Origin of the sequence: Enterobacter sp. AG326, from assembly GCF_004362415.1 — a bacterium.
Taxonomy (GTDB): domain Bacteria; phylum Pseudomonadota; class Gammaproteobacteria; order Enterobacterales; family Enterobacteriaceae; genus Enterobacter; species Enterobacter asburiae.
Genome location: NZ_SNXG01000003.1, coordinates 236719 through 254919, shown reverse-complemented (window position 1 = coordinate 254919; position 18201 = coordinate 236719). Strand labels below are relative to the sequence as shown.

Genomic DNA, 18201 nt, shown 5'->3' with positions numbered 1-18201 from the left:
AACAAGGAATGCAAATGAAGAAATTGCTCCCCATCCTTATCGGCCTGAGCCTGACGGGCTTCAGTGCAATGAGCCAGGCGGAAAACCTGTTACAGGTCTACCAGCAGGCACGTCTGGGCAACCCTGATTTACGTAAATCAGCGGCCGATCGTGATGCTGCGTTTGAAAAGATTAACGAAGCGCGTAGCCCCTTGCTGCCACAGTTAGGTTTAGGTGCAGATTATACCTACAGCAACGGTTTCCGCGACGCTAACGGCGTAAATTCCAATGCTACCAGCGCCTCACTGCAATTGACACAGACGCTGTTTGATATGTCCAAATGGCGCGCCCTGACCCTGCAGGAAAAGAGTGCGGGTATCCAGGATGTGACCTATCAGACCGACCAGCAGACGCTGATCCTGAACACCGCCACGGCGTACTTCAACGTGCTGAGCGCGATTGACGCACTCTCCTACACCGAAGCGCAGAAACAGGCGATTTACCGCCAGTTAGATCAAACCACCCAGCGCTTCAACGTGGGCCTGGTCGCGATCACCGACGTGCAGAACGCCCGTTCACAGTACGACACCGTGCTGGCTAACGAAGTGACCGCGCGTAACAACCTCGACAACGCGCTGGAATCCCTGCGTCAGGTCACCGGGAATTACTATCCTGAGCTGGCGTCGCTGAACGTGGACAGCTTTAAAACGGATAAACCGCAGGCCGTTAACGCCCTGCTGAAAGAGGCGGAAAACCGCAACCTGAGTTTGCTGCAGGCGCGTCTGAGCCAGGACCTGGCCCGCGAGCAAATTCGTCAGGCGCAGGACGGCCATCTGCCAACCCTGAGCCTGAGCGCGTCTACCGGCGTCTCTGATACGACCTACAGCGGCTCTAAAACCAATACGTCCCAGTATGACGACAGCAATATGGGTCAGAACAAAGTCGGTCTGAGCTTCTCCCTGCCGCTGTACCAGGGCGGTCAGGTCAACTCTCAGGTGAAACAGGCGCAGTACAACTTTGTAGGCGCGAGCGAGCAGCTGGAAAGCGCCCACCGCAACGTGGTGCAGACCGTGCGTTCCTCCTTCAACAACGTGAACGCCTCGATCAGCAGCATCAACGCCTATAAACAGGCCGTTGTGTCTGCGCAGAGCTCTCTGGATGCGATGGAAGCGGGCTACTCGGTCGGTACACGTACTATCGTTGACGTGCTCGACGCGACCACCACGCTGTACAACGCGAAACAGCAGCTCTCGAGCGCGCGTTACCAGTACCTGATTAACCAGCTGAACATTAAACAGGCTCTGGGTACGCTGAACGAGCAAGATCTGCAGATGCTGAACAGCGCGCTGGGCAAACCGGTATCCACTTCACCGGACAGCGTTGCACCGGAGAACCCGGAGCAGGTTGCCGCGGTTGATAACTTCAACGCTAACAGCAACACCCCTGCGTCACAGCCGGCCGCCGCGCGTACCACCGCACCTGCCAGCAAAGGCAATAATCCGTTCCGTAACTAAGAGTGTCATCAGGTCCACTGCGGCCTGATGCCCTCACCCCGCCCCTCTCCCACAGGGAGAGGGCGCATCTGAATCACATCCGAACGTAAGCCAACGTAAAGATCCCCCTGATTCCGCCCCTCTTCGCTTCATTTTCAACCACTCATCCTCTATCCTGAGCGTTATTACCACTGGGTCCTGGAAGACAAAGATGAAACGGACAAAATCTATAAATCACGCTTCGTTCCGTAAGAGCTGGAACGCGCGTCACCTCACCCCTGTTGCGCTGGCGGTCACGGCTGTCTTTATGCTGGCAGGCTGTGAGAAAAATGACGAAACGGTTTCGCTGTATCAAAACGCAGACGACTGCTCCGCCGCAACCGGCAAAGCCGCCGAATGTAAAACGGCTTATACGAGCGCGCTGAAAGAAGCGGAACGTACTGCACCGAAATATGCCTCACGCGAAGACTGCGTGGCGGAGTTTGGTGAAGGTCAGTGCCAGCAGGCACCGGCTCAGGCAGGCACCGCTCCTGAAAATCAGGCGCAGGCGCAGTCCAGCGGCAGCTTCTGGATGCCGCTGATGGCAGGCTACATGATGGGTCGCCTGATGGGCGGCGGTGCGGGCTACCAGCAGCAGCCGCTGTTTAGCTCGAAAAACCCGGCCAGCCCGGCTTACGGTCAATATACCGATGCCAGCGGCAAAGGCTACGGCGCAGCGACCCCAGGCCGCACCGTGAACGTTCCGAAAACGGCGATGGCGCCGAAGCCAGCGACCACCAGCACTATCACCCGCGGCGGGTTTGGTGAATCTGTGGCGAAGCAGACCAGCATGCAGCGCAGTGCGACCGGCACCTCCTCTACTCGCTCAATGGGCGGCTGATCATGGAACGAGTCAGTATCACCGAGCGCCCGGACTGGCGCGAAAAAGCCACCGAGTACGGTTTTAACTTCCACACCATGTACGGCGAGCCATACTGGTGTGAAGACGCCTATTACAAGCTCACGCTGGCTCAGGTGGAAAAACTGGAAGAGGTGACGGCCGAGCTGCACCAGATGTGCCTGAAGGTCGTGGAAAAGGTCATCGACAGCGACGAGCTTATGGCAAAGTTCCGCATTCCGAAGCACACCTGGGGCTTTGTGCGCCAGTCGTGGAAAACGAATCAACCTTCGCTTTACTCTCGCCTGGATCTGGCGTGGGACGGCAAACGTGAACCGAAGCTTCTGGAAAACAACGCCGATACGCCAACCTCTCTGTACGAAGCGGCGTTTTTCCAGTGGATCTGGCTGGAAGACCAGGCCAATGCCGGAAACCTGCCGGAAGGCAGCGACCAGTTTAACAGCCTGCAGGAAAAGCTGATTGAGCGTTTTGCCGAGCTGCGCGAACAGCATGGCTTTAACCTGCTCCATCTCGCCTGCTGCCGCGACACGGAAGAAGACCGTGGCACGGTTCAGTATCTGCAGGACTGCGCCGCCGAAGCGGAAGTGGCGACCGAGTTCCTCTATATCGAGGATATCGGCCTGGGTGAAAAAGGTCAGTTTACGGATATGCAGGACCAGGTGATCAGCAACCTGTTCAAGCTCTACCCGTGGGAATACATGCTGCGCGAGATGTTTTCCACCAAGCTGGAAGATGCTGGCGTGCGCTGGCTGGAGCCGGCCTGGAAGAGCATTATCTCTAACAAAGCCCTGCTGCCGATGCTCTGGGAGATGTTCCCGAACCACCCGAACCTGCTGCCAGCCTATTTTGCGGAAGATGATTACCCGCAAATGGAGAAATACGTCGTTAAGCCGATCTTCTCCCGAGAAGGCGCAAACGTCTCGATTATCGAAAACGGCAAGACGCTGGAAGCGGTTGAAGGGCCATACGGCGAAGAAGGGATGATCGTCCAGGAGTTCTATCAGCTGCCGAAGTTTGGCGACAGCTATACCCTGATTGGCAGCTGGCTCATCAACGATCAACCGGCCGGGATTGGCATTCGCGAAGATCGCGCGCTGATCACGCAGGATCTGTCACGGTTTTATCCGCACATTTTTGTCGAATAGGCCGCAGCCTGATGCCCTCACCCCGCCCCTTTCCCACAGGGAGAGGGTGCAAACACTAAAAACGGCAACCTGAGGTTGCCGTTTTGCTTTTATTATCCCACCTGCACCGACAGCATACTCAAACTCCCCATCTCAATACCGTCGACCGGGATCGTCACCGGTTCCTGACCATCCCACGCGCCAAGAACGTACAGCAGCGGCAGGAAGTGTTCCGGCGTCGGGTTAGAGAGTGAACCGCCTTCGTGATCCAGATAGTTCACCAGCGGATGCTCCTCAGCCGGACCTTGCCAGGTCAGGTTCGCTTTAACGTAGTCGTTAAAAGAGGTTGCCCACGGGTACGGCGTGTTCTCACCGTGCCAGCGTGCGGTACGCAGGTTATGCACCACGTTGCCGCTCGCCACCAGCATGATGCCTTCATCGCGCAGGGTTGCCAGCTTACGCCCCATCTCCAGATGCCAGGCCGCCGGTTTAGTGCTGTCGATGCTCAACTGCACCATCGGGATATCCGCATCAGGATACATTTTGATCAGCACGCCCCATGAGCCATGGTCAAAGCCCCAGGCTTCTTTATCCAGCGTCACAGAGACGGGTGCCAGTAACTCTACCAGCTTTTGAGCCAGCTCAGGCGAGCCGGGGGCCGGATAATGCGTGTCGTACAGGGCCTGCGGGAAGCCGCCGAAATCATGAATAGTTTTTGGCGCTTCCATGGCGGTCACGCCTGTCCCACGGGTAAACCAGTGCGCAGATACCACCACGATCGCTTTCGGACGCGGCAACGTCTCGCCCAGATGACGCCAGGCGCGGGTATAGACGTTGTCTTCCAGAACGTTCATAGGGCTACCGTGGCCTAAAAACAGGGCTGGCATACGGGAAGAAGTCATGGTGATATCCTTACAGAAGGTGTCAATTTAATGGTGCTACATTACGCGCAATCCGGCAAAGATGAACGCAGATAAGCGTGAAGATCATCATCAGGAAATTTGAATGTAAGGAATGTGTAAAGCCAGGTTTTAACCCTCGCTTTGCCAGAAATGAATCATTTATATTAATGAGAATCATTATCATAAGGAGCAATGCATGTCAGTCCCCCTGATCCTGACCATACTGGCAGGCGCCGCGACATTCATCGGTGCGATCCTCGGCGTGCTCGGCCAAAAGCCCTCTAACCGCGTACTGGCCTTCTCACTGGGCTTTGCTGCCGGGATCATGCTGCTCATCTCCCTGATGGAGATGCTGCCTGCCGCGCTGGGCACAGAAGGCATGTCTCCGCTGCTGGGCTACGGCATGTTTGTCTTTGGCCTGCTGGGATACTTTGCCCTCGATCGGATGCTTCCGCACGCGCATCCGCAGGATTTAATGCAGAAAAACGTGACGCCCATGCCGCGCAATATCAAGCGTACCGCCGTGCTGTTAACGCTTGGCATCAGCCTGCATAACTTCCCGGAGGGGGTCGCTACCTACGTGACGGCCAGCAGCAATCTTGAGATGGGCTTTGGCATCGCGCTGGCGGTCGCCTTACACAATATTCCTGAAGGACTGGCCGTCGCCGGCCCCGTGTATGCCGCAACGGGATCGAAACGCACCGCGGTGTTCTGGGCGGGCATTTCAGGGATGGCCGAAATCCTTGGCGGCGTACTGGCCTGGCTGATCCTTGGTAGCCTCGTCTCTCCGGTAGTGATGGCGGCGATTATGGCCGCGGTAGCCGGGATAATGGTTGCGCTTTCGGTGGATGAACTGATGCCGCTGGCGAAGGAGATCGATCCTAACAACAACCCCAGCTATGGCGTGCTGTGCGGAATGTCGGTGATGGGATTAAGTCTGGTTCTCCTGCAGACCGCAGGAATCGGGTAAAAAACGCCGGGACTTCCCGGCGTTTTTATTATCAGCTGGCTTTGCGCTCGTGCGCCTGGCGATACTCAACCAGATCTTCAATCGTGACCACCGGCATGTTGTGCAGGCGGGCAAATGTGATGCACTCCGGCGCGCGCGCCATGGTGCCATCATCGTTGGTCAGTTCGCACAGCACGCCAGCAGGCTTGAAGCCAGCCAGCGTCACCAGGTCGATCGTCGCTTCGGTATGACCACCACGGGTCAGCACGCCACCCGCCTGCGCACGCAGTGGGAAGACGTGGCCTGGACGGTGCAGATCGGATGGCTTCGCACCATCAGCAATCGCTGCACGTACGGTGGTCAGACGGTCAGCCGCAGACACACCGGTGGTCACGCCATGAGCTGCTTCAATGGTCACGGTAAAACCGGTACCAAAGGCGCTGGTGTTGTTTTCGACCATCATCGGCAGATCGAGCTGCTTACGACGATCTTCATTAATACACAGGCATACGATGCCGCTGCCGTGACGGATGGTCAGCGCCATCTGTTCAACGGTCATGTTTTCGGCGGCGAAAATCATATCGCCTTCGTTTTCACGGTTTTCATCGTCAAGCACCATCACACCGCGGCCTTCGCGAAGTGCATCCAGTGCATGTTCAACACGTTGAGTTGAAGTGCCAAAAGAGGAAAGTAGCGTCTGATTCATGGTAAAAAAACCTCATTAACATTATGGTTACCAGAATCAGGGCAGTCTTAGGAGCGCCGTATAAGCGGCAAAAAGATAACGTGAGCGGGCCCATGCCCGACTTGATCGTTACTCTCTCCCATCCGGACTCTAACCGTCGGCCCCGGAATTACACCGGATCTGCTGACCTTTGAGTATTCACCCAAAGCGCTCGCGGGCTTTCAGCGTCACGCTGATTTACCGCCGGTGGGGAATTTCGCCCCGCCCTGAGAATAAGCGAGATAACTATAACGCTATTGATTATCCTGGGCAATGCATAAGCATCAAACAATTTTGTTTACCCCGGGCATGACGCGCTACAATGGACACTAACACTTTTCCATCAAGGGAAACGCCAATGATTGACCCGAAAAAAATTGAGCAGATCGCGCGTCAGGTTCATGAATCTATGCCAAAAGGCATTCGTGAATTTGGTGATGACGTAGAAAAGAAAATCCGCCAGACGCTGCAGGCGCAGTTGGTTCGCCTTGATTTAGTCAGCCGCGAAGAGTTTGACGTGCAGACCCAGGTTCTGCTGCGCACCCGCGAGAAGCTGGCGCTGCTGGAACAGCGTCTGACCGAGCTGGAAAACCGAAATGCGCCGGAAGAAGTGAAGCCGGCACCGGCTATTCCACCGGTGGATGACCAGGAGTAAGTGCGGCCTGATGCCCTCACCCCAGCCCTCTCCCACAGGGAGAGGGCGAAAAAAACGGGCCAGCTGGCCCGTTTTTTTACTGACTGTCCTTCTGGATCTTCTTGATGATATTGGTGGTTGAGCACCCGTCCTCAAAGTTGAGCACCATCACCTCGCCGCCGTTCGCCCAGACCTCTTCGCTACCCGCGATCTGCTCCGGCTTGTAATCCCCACCTTTTACCAGCAGGTCCGGCAGAATGCCGGCAATCAGACGCTGCGGGGTATCTTCTTCAAACGACACCACCCAGTCCACGGCTTCCAGCGCGCCGAGCACAATCATGCGCTGTTCAAGCGGGTTCACCGGGCGCGTTTCACCCTTCAGGCGCTTCGTCGATGCATCGCTGTTAACCGCCACAATCAGGCGATCGCCCAGCTTGCGCGCGTTCGCCAGATACGAAACGTGGCCCGCGTGCAGAATGTCGAACACGCCGTTGGTCATCACCACTTTTTCACCACGCTTACGCGCGGCGGCGACGGCCACCTTCAGCTCGTCTTCGGTCATAACGCCAAAACCGGTATCCGCACGACCGCGCACCGCGTTTTCCAGCTCGATTGGCGAAACGGTTGAGGTACCGAGTTTACCGACGACCACGCCCGCCGCGGCGTTGGCGAAGTAGCACGCCTCTTCCAGCGAGTTTCCTGCTGCCAGCGTCGCCGCCAGCACGCCGATCACCGTATCACCGGCACCGGTCACGTCGTACACTTCCTGCGCCTGGGTTGGCATATGCAGCGGCGCTTTGCCCGGCTGCAGCAGCGTCATCCCCTGCTCGGAGCGGGTGACGAGCAAAGCAGACAGCTCGAAATCAGCAATGATCTTCATGCCGCGCTCAACCAGCTCTTCCTCGGTTTTGCACTTGCCCGCCACCGCTTCAAACTCGGAGAGGTTTGGCGTCAGCAGGGTTGCGCCGCGATAGCGCTCAAAATCGGTCCCTTTCGGGTCGATCAGCACCGGGACGTTGGCTTTACGCGCCAGCTGAATCATCGTCTTCACGCTCGCCAGCGCGCCTTTGGCGTAGTCGGACAGCACCAGCGCGCCGATATTGCCCAGCGCCTGGTTGATACGCTCGTGCAGCGGCTCGGGATCAACGCCTTCGAACCCTTCTTCAAAGTCGAGGCGGATCAGCTGCTGGTTGCGCGACAGCACGCGCAGCTTGGTGATGGTCGGGTGGGTCGGAACAGAGACGAAGTCGCACTTCACGTTCACGTCCGCCAGCGACTTGCTCAGCGCGCGCGCCGCATCGTCAATGCCGGTCAGGCCCACCAGACGCGACTGCGCGCCCAGAGAGGCAATGTTCATCGCCACGTTTGCCGCGCCGCCGGGACGCTCTTCAATGGTGTCGACCTTAACCACCGGTACCGGTGCTTCCGGAGAGATGCGGCTGGTAGGCCCATACCAGTAGCGATCCAGCATCACATCCCCAACAACCATTACCCCAGCACGTTCAAACTCTGGCAGTGTTACTTTCATTCCTGACTCCAGAAAGATTCACAATTTGCGCGCGATAATATCACACTTGATTTGTTACGCACGGTTCCACCAGCCACTTCTGCCAGCTGGCCGTTACCTGAGCACGTTCATGAGCAAAACTGTCCAGCGCCACGTGCCCCGGTTCCTCCTGCAGCGCCAGGTGATGAAGCTCATCGCGAAGCGTCGTGTAGGCGCGGGTTAAAGCCTGCGCCTCCTGCTCGTCCATGATGTCATTTTGCGCCAGCAGCTCCAGAATGCGCACGTTATCGGACCAGCGCGTCAGCTTCGGCTTGTCGTGGGCGTGCAGCAGCACCAGATACTGGGTAATGAACTCAATATCGGTAATCCCGCCCTCGTCGGCTTTAATATCGAAGCGATCGCGATGTTTATTACCGAGATGCGCGCGCATTTTCTCGCGCATTTCGCGCACTTCCGTTTGCAGCGTGCTGCCATCACGCAAGGTGGTCATAACCTCCCTGCGGATGACGTCAAACTGCGTTTTGAGCTGCGGATCGCCGTACACCACGCGAGCACGCACCAGCGCCTGATGCTCCCACGTCCAGGCTTCATTCTTCTGGTAATCGGCGAAGGATTCCGTTGAGGTCACCAGCATGCCCGCCGCGCCGGACGGACGCAGACGGGCATCCACTTCATACAAAATGCCCGACGAGGTGCGGGTGCTGAACAGGTGCATGATGCGCTGCGCCAGGCGCAGGTAGAACTGACGCCCGTCAATTTCACGCTCGCCGTCGGTCATTACGTCAACCGGGCAGTCGTGCAGGAAGATTAAATCCAGATCGGAGCTATAGCCCAGCTCCCAGCCGCCAAGCTTGCCGTACCCCACGACCGCGAATCCGCGTCCTTCACGTTCGGCCAGGTGTTTCGGCTGGCCGTAGCGCGCCACCATCTGCACCCACGCCTGATGGACCACCGCGTCAATGATTGCCTCTGCCAGCCAGGTTAAGTGATCGCTCACTTTCATCACCGGCAGCGTTCCGGCGATGTCCGCCGCCGCCACGCGCAGCATCTGCGCCTGCTTAAACTGGCGCAGCGCCTCCAGCTGTTGCTCTTCATCCTCTTCCGGCACGCGCAGCAGATACTGACGCAGCTCGTCCCGGTAGGCATCCGTCGCCGTTGGCTGATACAGCGTGTTCGGATCGAGCAGCTCATCCAGCAGCAGCGGGTAACGCGCGAGCTTGTTGGCCACCATCGGCGACGCGGCGCAGAGCGTAATCAGGTGCTTCAGCGCCCCAGGAAACTCGCTTAAAAGTTCCAGATAGGTGGTACGCGTGATGATCCCGCTTAACAGCGGCATCATGCGCGACAGCGGCACCGGCGCGTCCGCCCGCGAGCAGACCTCGCTCAGCAGGTGTGGCATCAGGTGATCCAGCACCTGACGACCGCGCGGGCCGATGGCGCGTTTGTTCAGCTCAAGACGGAAATCAGCGATCAGCGCCACCACGCGATGGCGCGCGTCGTCGGTTAAGTGCGTCAGCACCGGCGTAGTGTCATCTTCCTGGAGCGCGTCCTGCCACAGCTCGCGCCAGTGCTCGGAAAGCGCATCGTCCTGCGATTCGCTTTCGTCATCACCGATCAGCTCGTTAAAGATGCGGCGTACGCCTGCCATATGGGCATCCAGCCGTTCGGTTAACGCCGTCCAGTCGTCCACGCGCATGCCCCAGGCCAGACGCGCCCGGTTAAGGTCATCGCCCGGCAGGGTCTGGGTCTGTTCGTCGTTGATACTTTGCAGCAGGTTTTCCAGACGGCGCAGGAAAAGATAGCCTTCGCGCAGGGTTTGCGCGTCGCCGTCCGGCAGCAGGTGCAGCTGCTCGATGGCGCTCAGGGTCGGCAGCAGCGAGCGGGACTGCAGGGACGGCTCACGGCCACCGCGAATAAGCTGGAAGACCTGAACGATAAATTCGATTTCGCGGATGCCGCCCGCGCCGAGCTTGATGTTGTCTTTCAGCCCGCGACGGCGCACCTCACGGGCGATCATCCCTTTCATATTACGCAGGGACTGGATCACGCTGAAGTCGATATAGCGACGGAATACGAACGGGCGCAGCATGGCGCGCAGCTCGTTGGCGTAAGCGTCGTCGCTGTCGCCCATGAGCCGCGCTTTAACCATCGCATAGCGCTCCCAGTCGCGCCCCTGCTCCTGGTAGTAATCTTCCAGCGCGGCAAAGCTCAGCACCAGCGGTCCGCTGTCGCCAAACGGGCGCAGGCGCATGTCCACGCGGTAAACAAAACCGTCCTGCGTCGGCTGATCCAGCGCCTTAATCAGACGCTGGCCGAGGCGGGTAAAGAACTGGGCGTTGTCCAGCTCGCGACGGCCGCCGCGCGTGGAGCCGTTCTCGGGCCAGGCAAAAATCAGGTCAATGTCGGAGGAGAAGTTCAGCTCGCAGCCGCCCAGCTTGCCCATACCCAGAATCAACAGCGGCTGAGGAACCCCTTCCTCGCTGCACGGCGTGCCCCACTCTTTACAGCAGGCGGCGTAGAGCCAGTCGCGCGCGGCGACAATCAGCGTTTGCGCCAGCTCGCTTAACTGCTGCAGCGTGCTCTCTTCGCTCACCAGCTCCAGCGCCTGAGCCCAGGCAATGCGCACCATCACCCGACGGCGGAACTGGCGCAGGACGCGCATCAGCGTCGCTTCATCCGCAACGTCTTCAAGCGCAGTTTGCAGCCAGCCGGCGTAATGCCGCCACTCGTCCGCCTGCGGCGGCGCGTTCTCAAGCTCTGCCAGCCAGTCCGGGTTGGCGGTGATACTTTCCTGCACAAAATCACTGAAGGCGAGCACGCTCTTCGCCTGCTCGCTTAACGATGACGCCGGTAATGACTCAGGCAGACGTTCGCAAACGGTCTGCCACTGCTGCTGTAACGGTGAAGAAAGCGGCATTATAGGGGTTCCTTGCCAGAGTTAACGTTTTCCGCTGTGCAGCCAGAACGGCTCCTGCGAAATGGCCTCGTTACGGAAATGCTCAATCTCAATATGCTGGCGGGTTTCAATGGCGTGCTTCAGCCCCTGCCAGTTTTCCAGCCAGGCCTGGGTTTTAACGCCGTCATAAGCGCCGGAAAGCAGCAGCATGCTGTCGATGTTGCGCGACAGACGAGGAAGCTGATCGCCATACTGATCGCCGAGCGGATACGCAAAGGTGCTCTTCAGCTCGGCGGCATGACGGGAAAGATGAATATCCGCGAAACGCTTAAAGTTTTCCGCGATTTTGGCCTCGGCTTTCGCATCCAGGAAGGCGCGCCAGCCGCGCGTCACCAGGAACTCGGTCAGCGCCAGTTTTGCCGTCGCGGCTTGCGGGCTGTAGATCGCCGTTTGCGCCGATACGTCGGAGAGCATCAGCGTTTCGGTTTGCGTCAGCAGGTCACGTAAGTGAGCGCTCGCTTTGCGAGGAACAATACCGCCGAACAGCGTCAGGGTATGGCGCACCAGGGCAATCGCCGCCAGCACGTGGGATTTCGCGTTTTTCACATTTCGCACCCACAGCTCTTCATGGTACTGCCACTGAGAAAGCGCCAGCTCCAGCGCGGCTTCCAGACCCTGTTCAACGCTGGCTTTCGGCGCAACGTGCAGGATGGTCGTCTCTTTCAGCACGCGCGGCGCATTTCCGGCGGCCAGATGGTAACCCCGCGCGGCTTTACTCAGGCTTCCTTGACGCAGTCCGGACTGGTTCACCAGCCTGCGCGCCAGCTTCAGCACGTCATTCGCGTCCCCTTCCAGCAGCTCAAGCTCGAGTTCGCAAATCGGTTCCTGGAACTCACCCGCCTTCACGTCCCCCAGATCGAGGGCGATTTCGATGCGGCTTTTGCCTTCCGTCACCAGCCATTTCTCGCGCCAGAAATCGGTACTGAACAGCGGCTGCACCTGTTCCGCCAGCGTGGAAGGCAGCTCGCCATCCGGCCAGACTTCCGCCGGGAAACGTTCCAGCTCAAGTTCTGGCTTGCTGATGTCGATATTGTATTCCGGGCGCTGATGTAAACCGCCGACCACGCGGCCGGCAATTTTCATCGTCATCTCGTAGCGCCCGCTCGCGCCGCGGATGCGCAGCCCCATATCGTGGCGACGCAGCCAGTTGTCTGGCGTTTCGTAATAGATATTAAGCAGTTGTACCGGTGCATGGTGTTCGCCGGAAAGCGTATGCAGATGCTGGCGGAGTGCGTCAACGCTGTCTTTTTCGACGATAAACTTTAATTCGATTTCTTGTGCCATAGCCTTGTACTTTTGCGTGCGTCACAGACGCGTCAATGAGGGCGAACTTCCTCGCCATTTGTTTGTCAGTACATAGTATTTTGCGCCAAATTGCCATGCAATGAGCAATTTGTCGGGTGTAAATCTGTAGAGTCGTGACACAGATGATTCTGATTGCTGACGAATGCTTTGCGTAGAGACACTGTTGCCACTACTATCGTTCCACTATTTATGAAAATAACGACTAATGATGCTTAAATTACGCCTGATTGGACTTACTTTACTCGCTTTTAGCGCCGCAACCGCAGTGCACGCTGAAGAGAAGCGTTACGTTTCTGACGAACTGAACACCTGGGTACGCAGTGGCCCCGGAGATAATTATCGCCTCGTGGGCACGGTGAATGCCGGCGAGGAAGTCACCCTGTTACAGACCAACGCGGATACCAATTACGGCCAGGTTCGCGACAGTACCGGCCGCACTTCCTGGATCCCGCTGAAAGAGCTGAGCACCGTGCCAAGCCTGCGCACGCGCGTTCCGGATCTGGAAAACCAGGTGAAGACTCTGACCGACAAGCTGAACAACATCGACGGCACCTGGAACCAGCGCACCGCTGAAATGCAGCAGAAAGTGGCGCAAAGCGACGGTGTGATTAACGGTCTGAAAGAAGAGAACCAGAAACTGAAAAACGAGCTGATTGTCGCGCAGAAGAAGGTGAATGCCGCTAATCTGCAGCTCGACGACAAACAGCGCACCATCATCATGCAGTGGTTTATGTATGGCGGCGGCGTGCTGGGCGTGGGTCTGGTACTGGGTCTGGTGCTGCCGCATCTAATCCCAAGCCGCAAGCGTAAAGACCGCTGGATGAACTAATTCGTCTTCTCTGCCAGACTTACGTATCATTCTGGAAAAGAGAAAACGGGAGAGTTGGGCGTGAAGAGTTATCTGGTCGGTGGTGCGGTACGTGATGCGTTGTTAGGTCTGCCGGTCAAAGATAAAGACTGGGTGGTGGTTGGCGCCACTCCTGAAGAGATGCTCGACGCGGGCTACCAGCAGGTAGGCCGCGATTTTCCCGTGTTCCTGCACCCGAAAAGCCGTGAAGAGTATGCCCTGGCGCGTACCGAGCGGAAATCGGGCTCGGGCTATACGGGCTTCACCTGCTATGCCGCGCCGGACGTCACGCTGGAGCAAGATCTCCTGCGTCGCGATCTCACCATCAACGCGCTGGCGCAGGACGAAGACGGGCAGATCGTAGACGCCTATGGCGGTCAGGACGATCTGCGCAACCGTCTTTTACGTCACGTTTCCCCGGCGTTTTCTGAAGATCCGCTCCGCGTGCTCCGCGTGGCGCGCTTTGCCGCGCGTTACGCCCATCTCAGCTTCCGTATTGCCGATGAGACAATGGCGCTGATGACCGCCATGACCGAGGCGGGCGAGCTTGAACACCTGACCCCAGAGCGCGTCTGGAAAGAGACGGAAAATGCCCTCACCACGCGCAACCCGCAGGTCTTTTTCCAGGTCCTGCGCGACTGCGGCGCGCTGAAGGTACTGTTCCCGGAAATAGACGCGCTGTTTGGCGTACCTGCCCCGGCAAAATGGCACCCGGAAATTGATACCGGCGTACACACGCTGATGACCCTGAGCATGGCCGCCATGCTCAGCCCTGACGTGGACGTGCGCTTTTCCACCCTGTGCCACGATCTCGGCAAAGGCCTAACGCCAAAAGAATTCTGGCCTCGCCACCACGGGCACGGCCCTGCAGGGGTGAAGCTGGTCGAGGGGCTGTGCCAGCGTCTGCGCGTGCCGAACGAGATCCGCGATCTGGCGAAACTGGTGGCCGAGTTCCACGATCTGATCCACACCTTCCCCATCCTGAAGCCGGCTACCATCGTTAAGCTTTTCGATAATATCGACGCCTGGCGCAAACCCCAGCGCGTGGAGCAAATCGCGCTGACCAGCGAAGCTGACGTGCGCGGTCGTACCGGTTTTGAAGCGTGCGATTACCCGCAGGGACGTTTACTGCGTAAAGCCTGGGACGTAGCGAAAGCGGTGCCCACGAAGGACGTTGTCGAAGCGGGATTCAAAGGACCGGAAATTCGCGAAGAGCTCACGAAGCGGCGAATTCAGGCGGTGTCGGACTGGAAGGAAAAGCATTGCCCTCAGCCGAAAGACTGAGGGCCATCGGTCAGAAGAAGACCACGTACACCGCAGCCGCCACGATAAAGCGATAGATCGCGAACGGAATAAACGAGATACGCTTAATCAGCTGCAGGAAGGTTTTGATGGCAATCAGCGCCACGATAAAGGCGGTGATGAAGCCAACGGCGAACATCGGAATGTCGCCAGCCGTCAGGAAGTGATAGCTCTTATAGACGTCGAGTACGGTGGCGCCCATCATCATCGGCACCGCCAGCAGGAACGAGAACTCTGATGCGGCGTAACGGCTTACGCCCATCAGCATCCCGCCGGAGATGGTAGCGCCTGAACGCGAGAAGCCCGGCCACAGCGCCAGACACTGGAAGCAACCAATGATAAACGCCTGACGATACGTCATATCGTCCAGACCTTCCGCGCGCGGCGTTTTTGGCTTCAGCACTTCCGCGGCGATCAGCAGTAAGCCTCCCACCACCAGCGCGTACATCACGTTAATCGGATTAAACAGCGATTTGATGGCGTCGTGGAACACCAGACCCAGCACCACCGCAGGGATCATCCCGAGCAGAATGTGGATCAGTGACAGACGACCTTTACTGGCCCCCTCGTGCTGAGGCGGACGTCCAAAATGGATGCCGATCAGGCCAAACAGGCGACGCCAGAACATCACGACCACCGCCAGAATAGACCCCAGCTGGATCACCACTTCAAACGTTTTTGCGGTATCGCCTTCAAAGCCCAGCAGATGGCCAACGATAATCATATGGCCCGTACTGGAGACCGGCAAAAACTCCGTCAATCCTTCGACCACACCCAGTATTGCCGCCACCAGCAGCGAGTGCATATCGCTCATCTATAAACCCCTAAAAAGATATAAAAAAACGGTGCCCCATATGGACAACCGATAAGATACAGTCCTGAGACCGGTATAACCTAAAATGGTTTAGCAATTATGACGTTAATTCTTGCCTTTCAGATTTGTGCCACGCTCAATAATGACGCCAACATTGGCGGCGCGCGCCACCGCTCCCGGCTTGCTCAGCTTGATGCGCACCCACGGTGAGTTGAATTTTTTCAACAGCAATTCTGCGACTTCTTCCGCCACCCGTTCGACCAGCGCAAAACGCTGCCCTTCAACGTGGGCTATGACCGTTTCACTGATATCGGCATAGCTCAGACAGTCGTTCACGTCATCGCTTTTTGCCGATTTGCGGTTATCCCATCCCATTTCGATATCGAACACCAGTTTCTGCTCGATGGTCTGTTCCCAGTCGTAAACACCAATTGTGGTGATTACCGAAAGTTGCTCTATAAATACAATATCCATCACGACCTGCCTGCTTTTTGGCTAAACCGGATACCACTTCCGGCGAATTATGCGTATTATCCACAGATGTTGAGAATACAGATACATTTTCAAAACGGAACAGCGTTATGAGTGCAATCGCGCCTGGAATGATCCTCCTCGCCTATCTTTGCGGCTCAATCTCCAGCGCCATTCTGGTCTGCCGCATTGCCGGGTTACCTGACCCGCGTGAAAATGGTTCCGGGAATCCGGGGGCGACCAACGTACTACGAATTGGCGGCAAGGGAGCAGCCGTAGCGGTTTTGATTTTTGATGTTCTGAAAGGGATGCTGCCCGTCTGGGGCGCTTATGCGCTGGGCGTCACGCCGTTCTGGCTGGGGCTCATTGCTATTGCCGCCTGCGTCGGCCACATCTGGCCCGTATTCTTCGGCTTTAAAGGCGGAAAAGGCGTTGCGACCGCCTTTGGCGCCATTGCGCCTATCGGCTGGGATCTCACCGGCGTAATGGCCGGGACCTGGCTGCTCACCATTCTTCTGAGCGGCTATTCGTCGCTGGGCGCAATCGTCAGCGCGCTGATCGCCCCGTTCTACGTCTGGTGGTTCAAACCCCAGTTCACCTTCCCGGTGTCGATGCTCTCCTGTCTTATCCTGCTGCGTCATCACGACAATATTCAGCGCCTGTGGCGTCGTCAGGAGACCAAAATCTGGACGAAGCTCAAGAGAAAGAAAAAAGACGCTCCGAAGGGTTAGTTATGCCTTATAGCCAAATGTGATTTTGGTCACCTTCTGCCTGTGGTAACTGTTAGGGACACAACACAACCACATAAGAAGAAAATGGCTGAAATCACAGAAACAACTCCCCTTTCAACGACAGGTATTCCCCCTGATGGCGACATCCAGTGGGTGCGCAGCGCTTCGGATGTATCACGCCTCGTTAATGACGGTTCTCAGGGCCGGACAAACGCCCGTATCGTGGTCGGAATCGCTTTGGGCGGCATTTTCCTCGATGCCTACGATCTGGGCGCGCTGGCTTTCGGCATTAAAGACATCACCCGCGAATTTAACCTGACGCCCGCCGGTACCGGCATGGTGGCCTCGGCGATTACCTTTGGTGCCATTGTCGGGGCGCTGCTCGGCGGTTACCTCACGGATAAAATCGGGCGCTACCGCGTTTTTATGGCTGATATGGTGTTCTTCGTGGTGGCAGCGATAGCCTGTGCGCTGGCCCCGAACGAATATGTGCTCGCGGGCGCCCGCTTTGTGATGGGGCTGGGGGTCGGGATCGACCTTCCCGTGGCGATGGCGTTTTTAAGCGAGTTCGCCAGGCTAAAAGGGCCCGGAAATAAGGCTTCCAGCGTCGCGATGTGGTGCCCCACCTGGTATGCCGCCATCAGCATCTCCTACCTGCTGGTGCTTTTCTTCTACGCCGTGCTGCCGGAGAGCCACAGCGACTGGCTGTGGCGTTTGATCCTGGGCTTTGGCGCGGTGCCCGCGCTGGTGATTATCGCCATCCGCAGCCGCTATATGAGCGAATCTCCGGTCTGGGCGGCGAATCAGGGCAACCTGAAAGAGGCTGCGTCAATTTTACGCCAGTCGTATAACATCAATGCCCACGTGCCGCAGGACGCGCTCGGCCAGCCAGCCCCTGTCGTGAATAAAGCGAAATGGTCAAACTATCTGAACCTGTTTCGCGGCATCTATTTGCGCCGCACGACGCTCGCCACGCTGCTGTCCGTCGTCTCTTCCTTCGCCTATAACGCCGTGGCGTTTGGTCTGCCGGTGATCATCTCCAGCTTCTTTGTCCAGTCGATGCTCACCACCATTCTCATTTCTCTGGCGCTTAACCTGCTGTTTGCCTTCGTCGGCGGGCTGCTGGCTGTACGCTACGTGCCGCGCTTCGGCGCCTGGCGAATGTCGCTGGCGGGTTATGCCTGCCAGCTTGTCGCATTGCTTGGCCTGGCGCTGATTGGCCGACCGGAAGGTGCCTCTGAAGGCGTGCTTGCCGTAGCCATGCTGGCGCTTTTCCTGTTCGGCCAGGGCTTTGGCCCGGGCGCGCATACCATGACGTTCGCCTCTCTGAGCTACCCGACCTCCCTGCGCGGCGTGGGCGTGGGCCTCAACCAGACGCTGATGCGCAGCAGTTCCACGCTGTCGCTGTTTCTGTTCCCGCTGCTGGTCGCCTCGCTCGATACCGCCGTGTTCTGGGTGATTGCGCTGGCGCCGTTTATCGGCCTGGCGTCGCTGCTGGCAATACGCTGGGAGCCGTCGGGGTATGATGTGGATGCGGAGGACTATCGGTAACGACACATTACTTC

Annotated in this window: 16 protein-coding genes and 1 riboswitch; of the genes, 9 read left to right on the top strand and 7 right to left on the bottom strand. The window is 57.8% G+C overall.

The window, feature by feature from the left end; translation table 11 throughout:
* Positions 1-14: 14 nt before the first annotated feature.
* The 3 genes from tolC (at position 15) to DFO52_RS12670 (ending at position 3515) form a co-directional block, all read left to right on the top strand.
* Entirely contained in the window at positions 15-1493 is a 1479-nt protein-coding gene (tolC, locus tag DFO52_RS12680; RefSeq protein ID WP_133550500.1) for an outer membrane channel protein TolC, read from the top strand.
* A gap of 190 nt (positions 1494-1683) precedes the next feature.
* Complete coding sequence (locus tag DFO52_RS12675; protein WP_029740695.1) at positions 1684-2352, top strand: DUF1190 family protein; 669 nt, start codon at positions 1684-1686, stop codon at positions 2350-2352.
* Between the two features lie 2 nt (positions 2353-2354).
* Positions 2355-3515: a glutathionylspermidine synthase family protein gene (locus DFO52_RS12670; protein ID WP_133550499.1), complete on the top strand. Its 1161-nt coding sequence runs from the start codon at positions 2355-2357 to the stop codon at positions 3513-3515.
* A 92-nt stretch (positions 3516-3607) separates the two neighbouring features.
* On the opposite strand, the gene ygiD is transcribed toward DFO52_RS12670, so the two are convergent.
* Complete coding sequence (gene ygiD, locus DFO52_RS12665; protein WP_047646362.1) at positions 3608-4396, bottom strand: 4,5-DOPA dioxygenase extradiol; 789 nt, start codon at positions 4394-4396, stop codon at positions 3608-3610.
* A 196-nt stretch (positions 4397-4592) separates the two neighbouring features.
* Here ygiD and zupT point away from each other — a divergent pair, with 196 nt between their 5' ends.
* Positions 4593-5366 carry a zinc transporter ZupT gene (gene zupT / locus DFO52_RS12660; protein ID WP_024906487.1) on the top strand — a complete coding sequence of 258 codons (774 nt, stop codon included), beginning with the start codon at positions 4593-4595 and terminating at the stop codon, positions 5364-5366.
* 31 nt (positions 5367-5397) lie between these two features.
* Here the strand turns inward: zupT and ribB are convergent, their stop codons facing one another.
* Complete coding sequence (gene ribB / locus DFO52_RS12655; protein WP_023309208.1) at positions 5398-6051, bottom strand: 3,4-dihydroxy-2-butanone-4-phosphate synthase; 654 nt, start codon at positions 6049-6051, stop codon at positions 5398-5400.
* A gap of 106 nt (positions 6052-6157) precedes the next feature.
* Positions 6158-6308, bottom strand: a riboswitch (FMN riboswitch).
* 119 nt (positions 6309-6427) lie between these two features.
* Between ribB and ubiK the strand changes: the two genes are divergently transcribed.
* Positions 6428-6724, top strand: a complete 297-nt coding sequence (gene ubiK, locus DFO52_RS12650; protein WP_014071796.1) for a ubiquinone biosynthesis accessory factor UbiK — start codon at positions 6428-6430, stop codon at positions 6722-6724.
* A 76-nt stretch (positions 6725-6800) separates the two neighbouring features.
* On the opposite strand, the gene hldE is transcribed toward ubiK, so the two are convergent.
* The 3 genes from hldE to DFO52_RS12635 are packed head-to-tail and all read right to left on the bottom strand — an operon-like array spanning position 6801 to position 12450.
* Positions 6801-8231, bottom strand: a complete 1431-nt coding sequence (gene hldE, locus DFO52_RS12645; RefSeq protein ID WP_029740691.1) for a bifunctional D-glycero-beta-D-manno-heptose-7-phosphate kinase/D-glycero-beta-D-manno-heptose 1-phosphate adenylyltransferase HldE — start codon at positions 8229-8231, stop codon at positions 6801-6803.
* Positions 8232-8271: 40 nt separating this feature from the next.
* Complete coding sequence (gene glnE, locus DFO52_RS12640) at positions 8272-11127, bottom strand: bifunctional [glutamate--ammonia ligase]-adenylyl-L-tyrosine phosphorylase/[glutamate--ammonia-ligase] adenylyltransferase (protein WP_133550498.1); 2856 nt, start codon at positions 11125-11127, stop codon at positions 8272-8274.
* 21 nt (positions 11128-11148) lie between these two features.
* Positions 11149-12450, bottom strand: a complete 1302-nt coding sequence (locus DFO52_RS12635; protein ID WP_133550497.1) for an inorganic triphosphatase — start codon at positions 12448-12450, stop codon at positions 11149-11151.
* Between the two features lie 229 nt (positions 12451-12679).
* Between DFO52_RS12635 and DFO52_RS12630 the strand changes: the two genes are divergently transcribed.
* The gene (locus DFO52_RS12630) at positions 12680-13300 is read left to right on the top strand and encodes a TIGR04211 family SH3 domain-containing protein (protein ID WP_024906484.1); all 621 of its coding nucleotides are present in this window, start codon (positions 12680-12682) and stop codon (positions 13298-13300) included.
* Positions 13301-13360: 60 nt separating this feature from the next.
* Positions 13361-14602 (top strand): multifunctional CCA addition/repair protein, encoded by a 1242-nt coding sequence (locus DFO52_RS12625; RefSeq protein WP_023309213.1) that lies wholly within the window; start codon positions 13361-13363, stop codon positions 14600-14602.
* 10 nt (positions 14603-14612) lie between these two features.
* Here DFO52_RS12625 and bacA read toward each other — a convergent pair whose 3' ends face one another.
* On the bottom strand, positions 14613-15434 hold the full coding sequence (bacA, locus tag DFO52_RS12620; protein WP_087823187.1) for an undecaprenyl-diphosphate phosphatase: 822 nt from the start codon (positions 15432-15434) through the stop codon (positions 14613-14615).
* Positions 15435-15539: 105 nt separating this feature from the next.
* Positions 15540-15908 (bottom strand): bifunctional dihydroneopterin aldolase/7,8-dihydroneopterin epimerase, encoded by a 369-nt coding sequence (gene folB / locus DFO52_RS12615; protein WP_023333447.1) that lies wholly within the window; start codon positions 15906-15908, stop codon positions 15540-15542.
* A gap of 107 nt (positions 15909-16015) precedes the next feature.
* On the opposite strand from folB, the gene plsY reads away from it, so the two are divergent.
* Positions 16016-16636, top strand: a complete 621-nt coding sequence (gene plsY / locus DFO52_RS12610; RefSeq protein WP_023309216.1) for a glycerol-3-phosphate 1-O-acyltransferase PlsY — start codon at positions 16016-16018, stop codon at positions 16634-16636.
* An 84-nt stretch (positions 16637-16720) separates the two neighbouring features.
* On the top strand, positions 16721-18187 hold the full coding sequence (locus DFO52_RS12605) for an MFS transporter (RefSeq protein ID WP_133550496.1): 1467 nt from the start codon (positions 16721-16723) through the stop codon (positions 18185-18187).
* Positions 18188-18201: the final 14 nt, after the last annotated feature.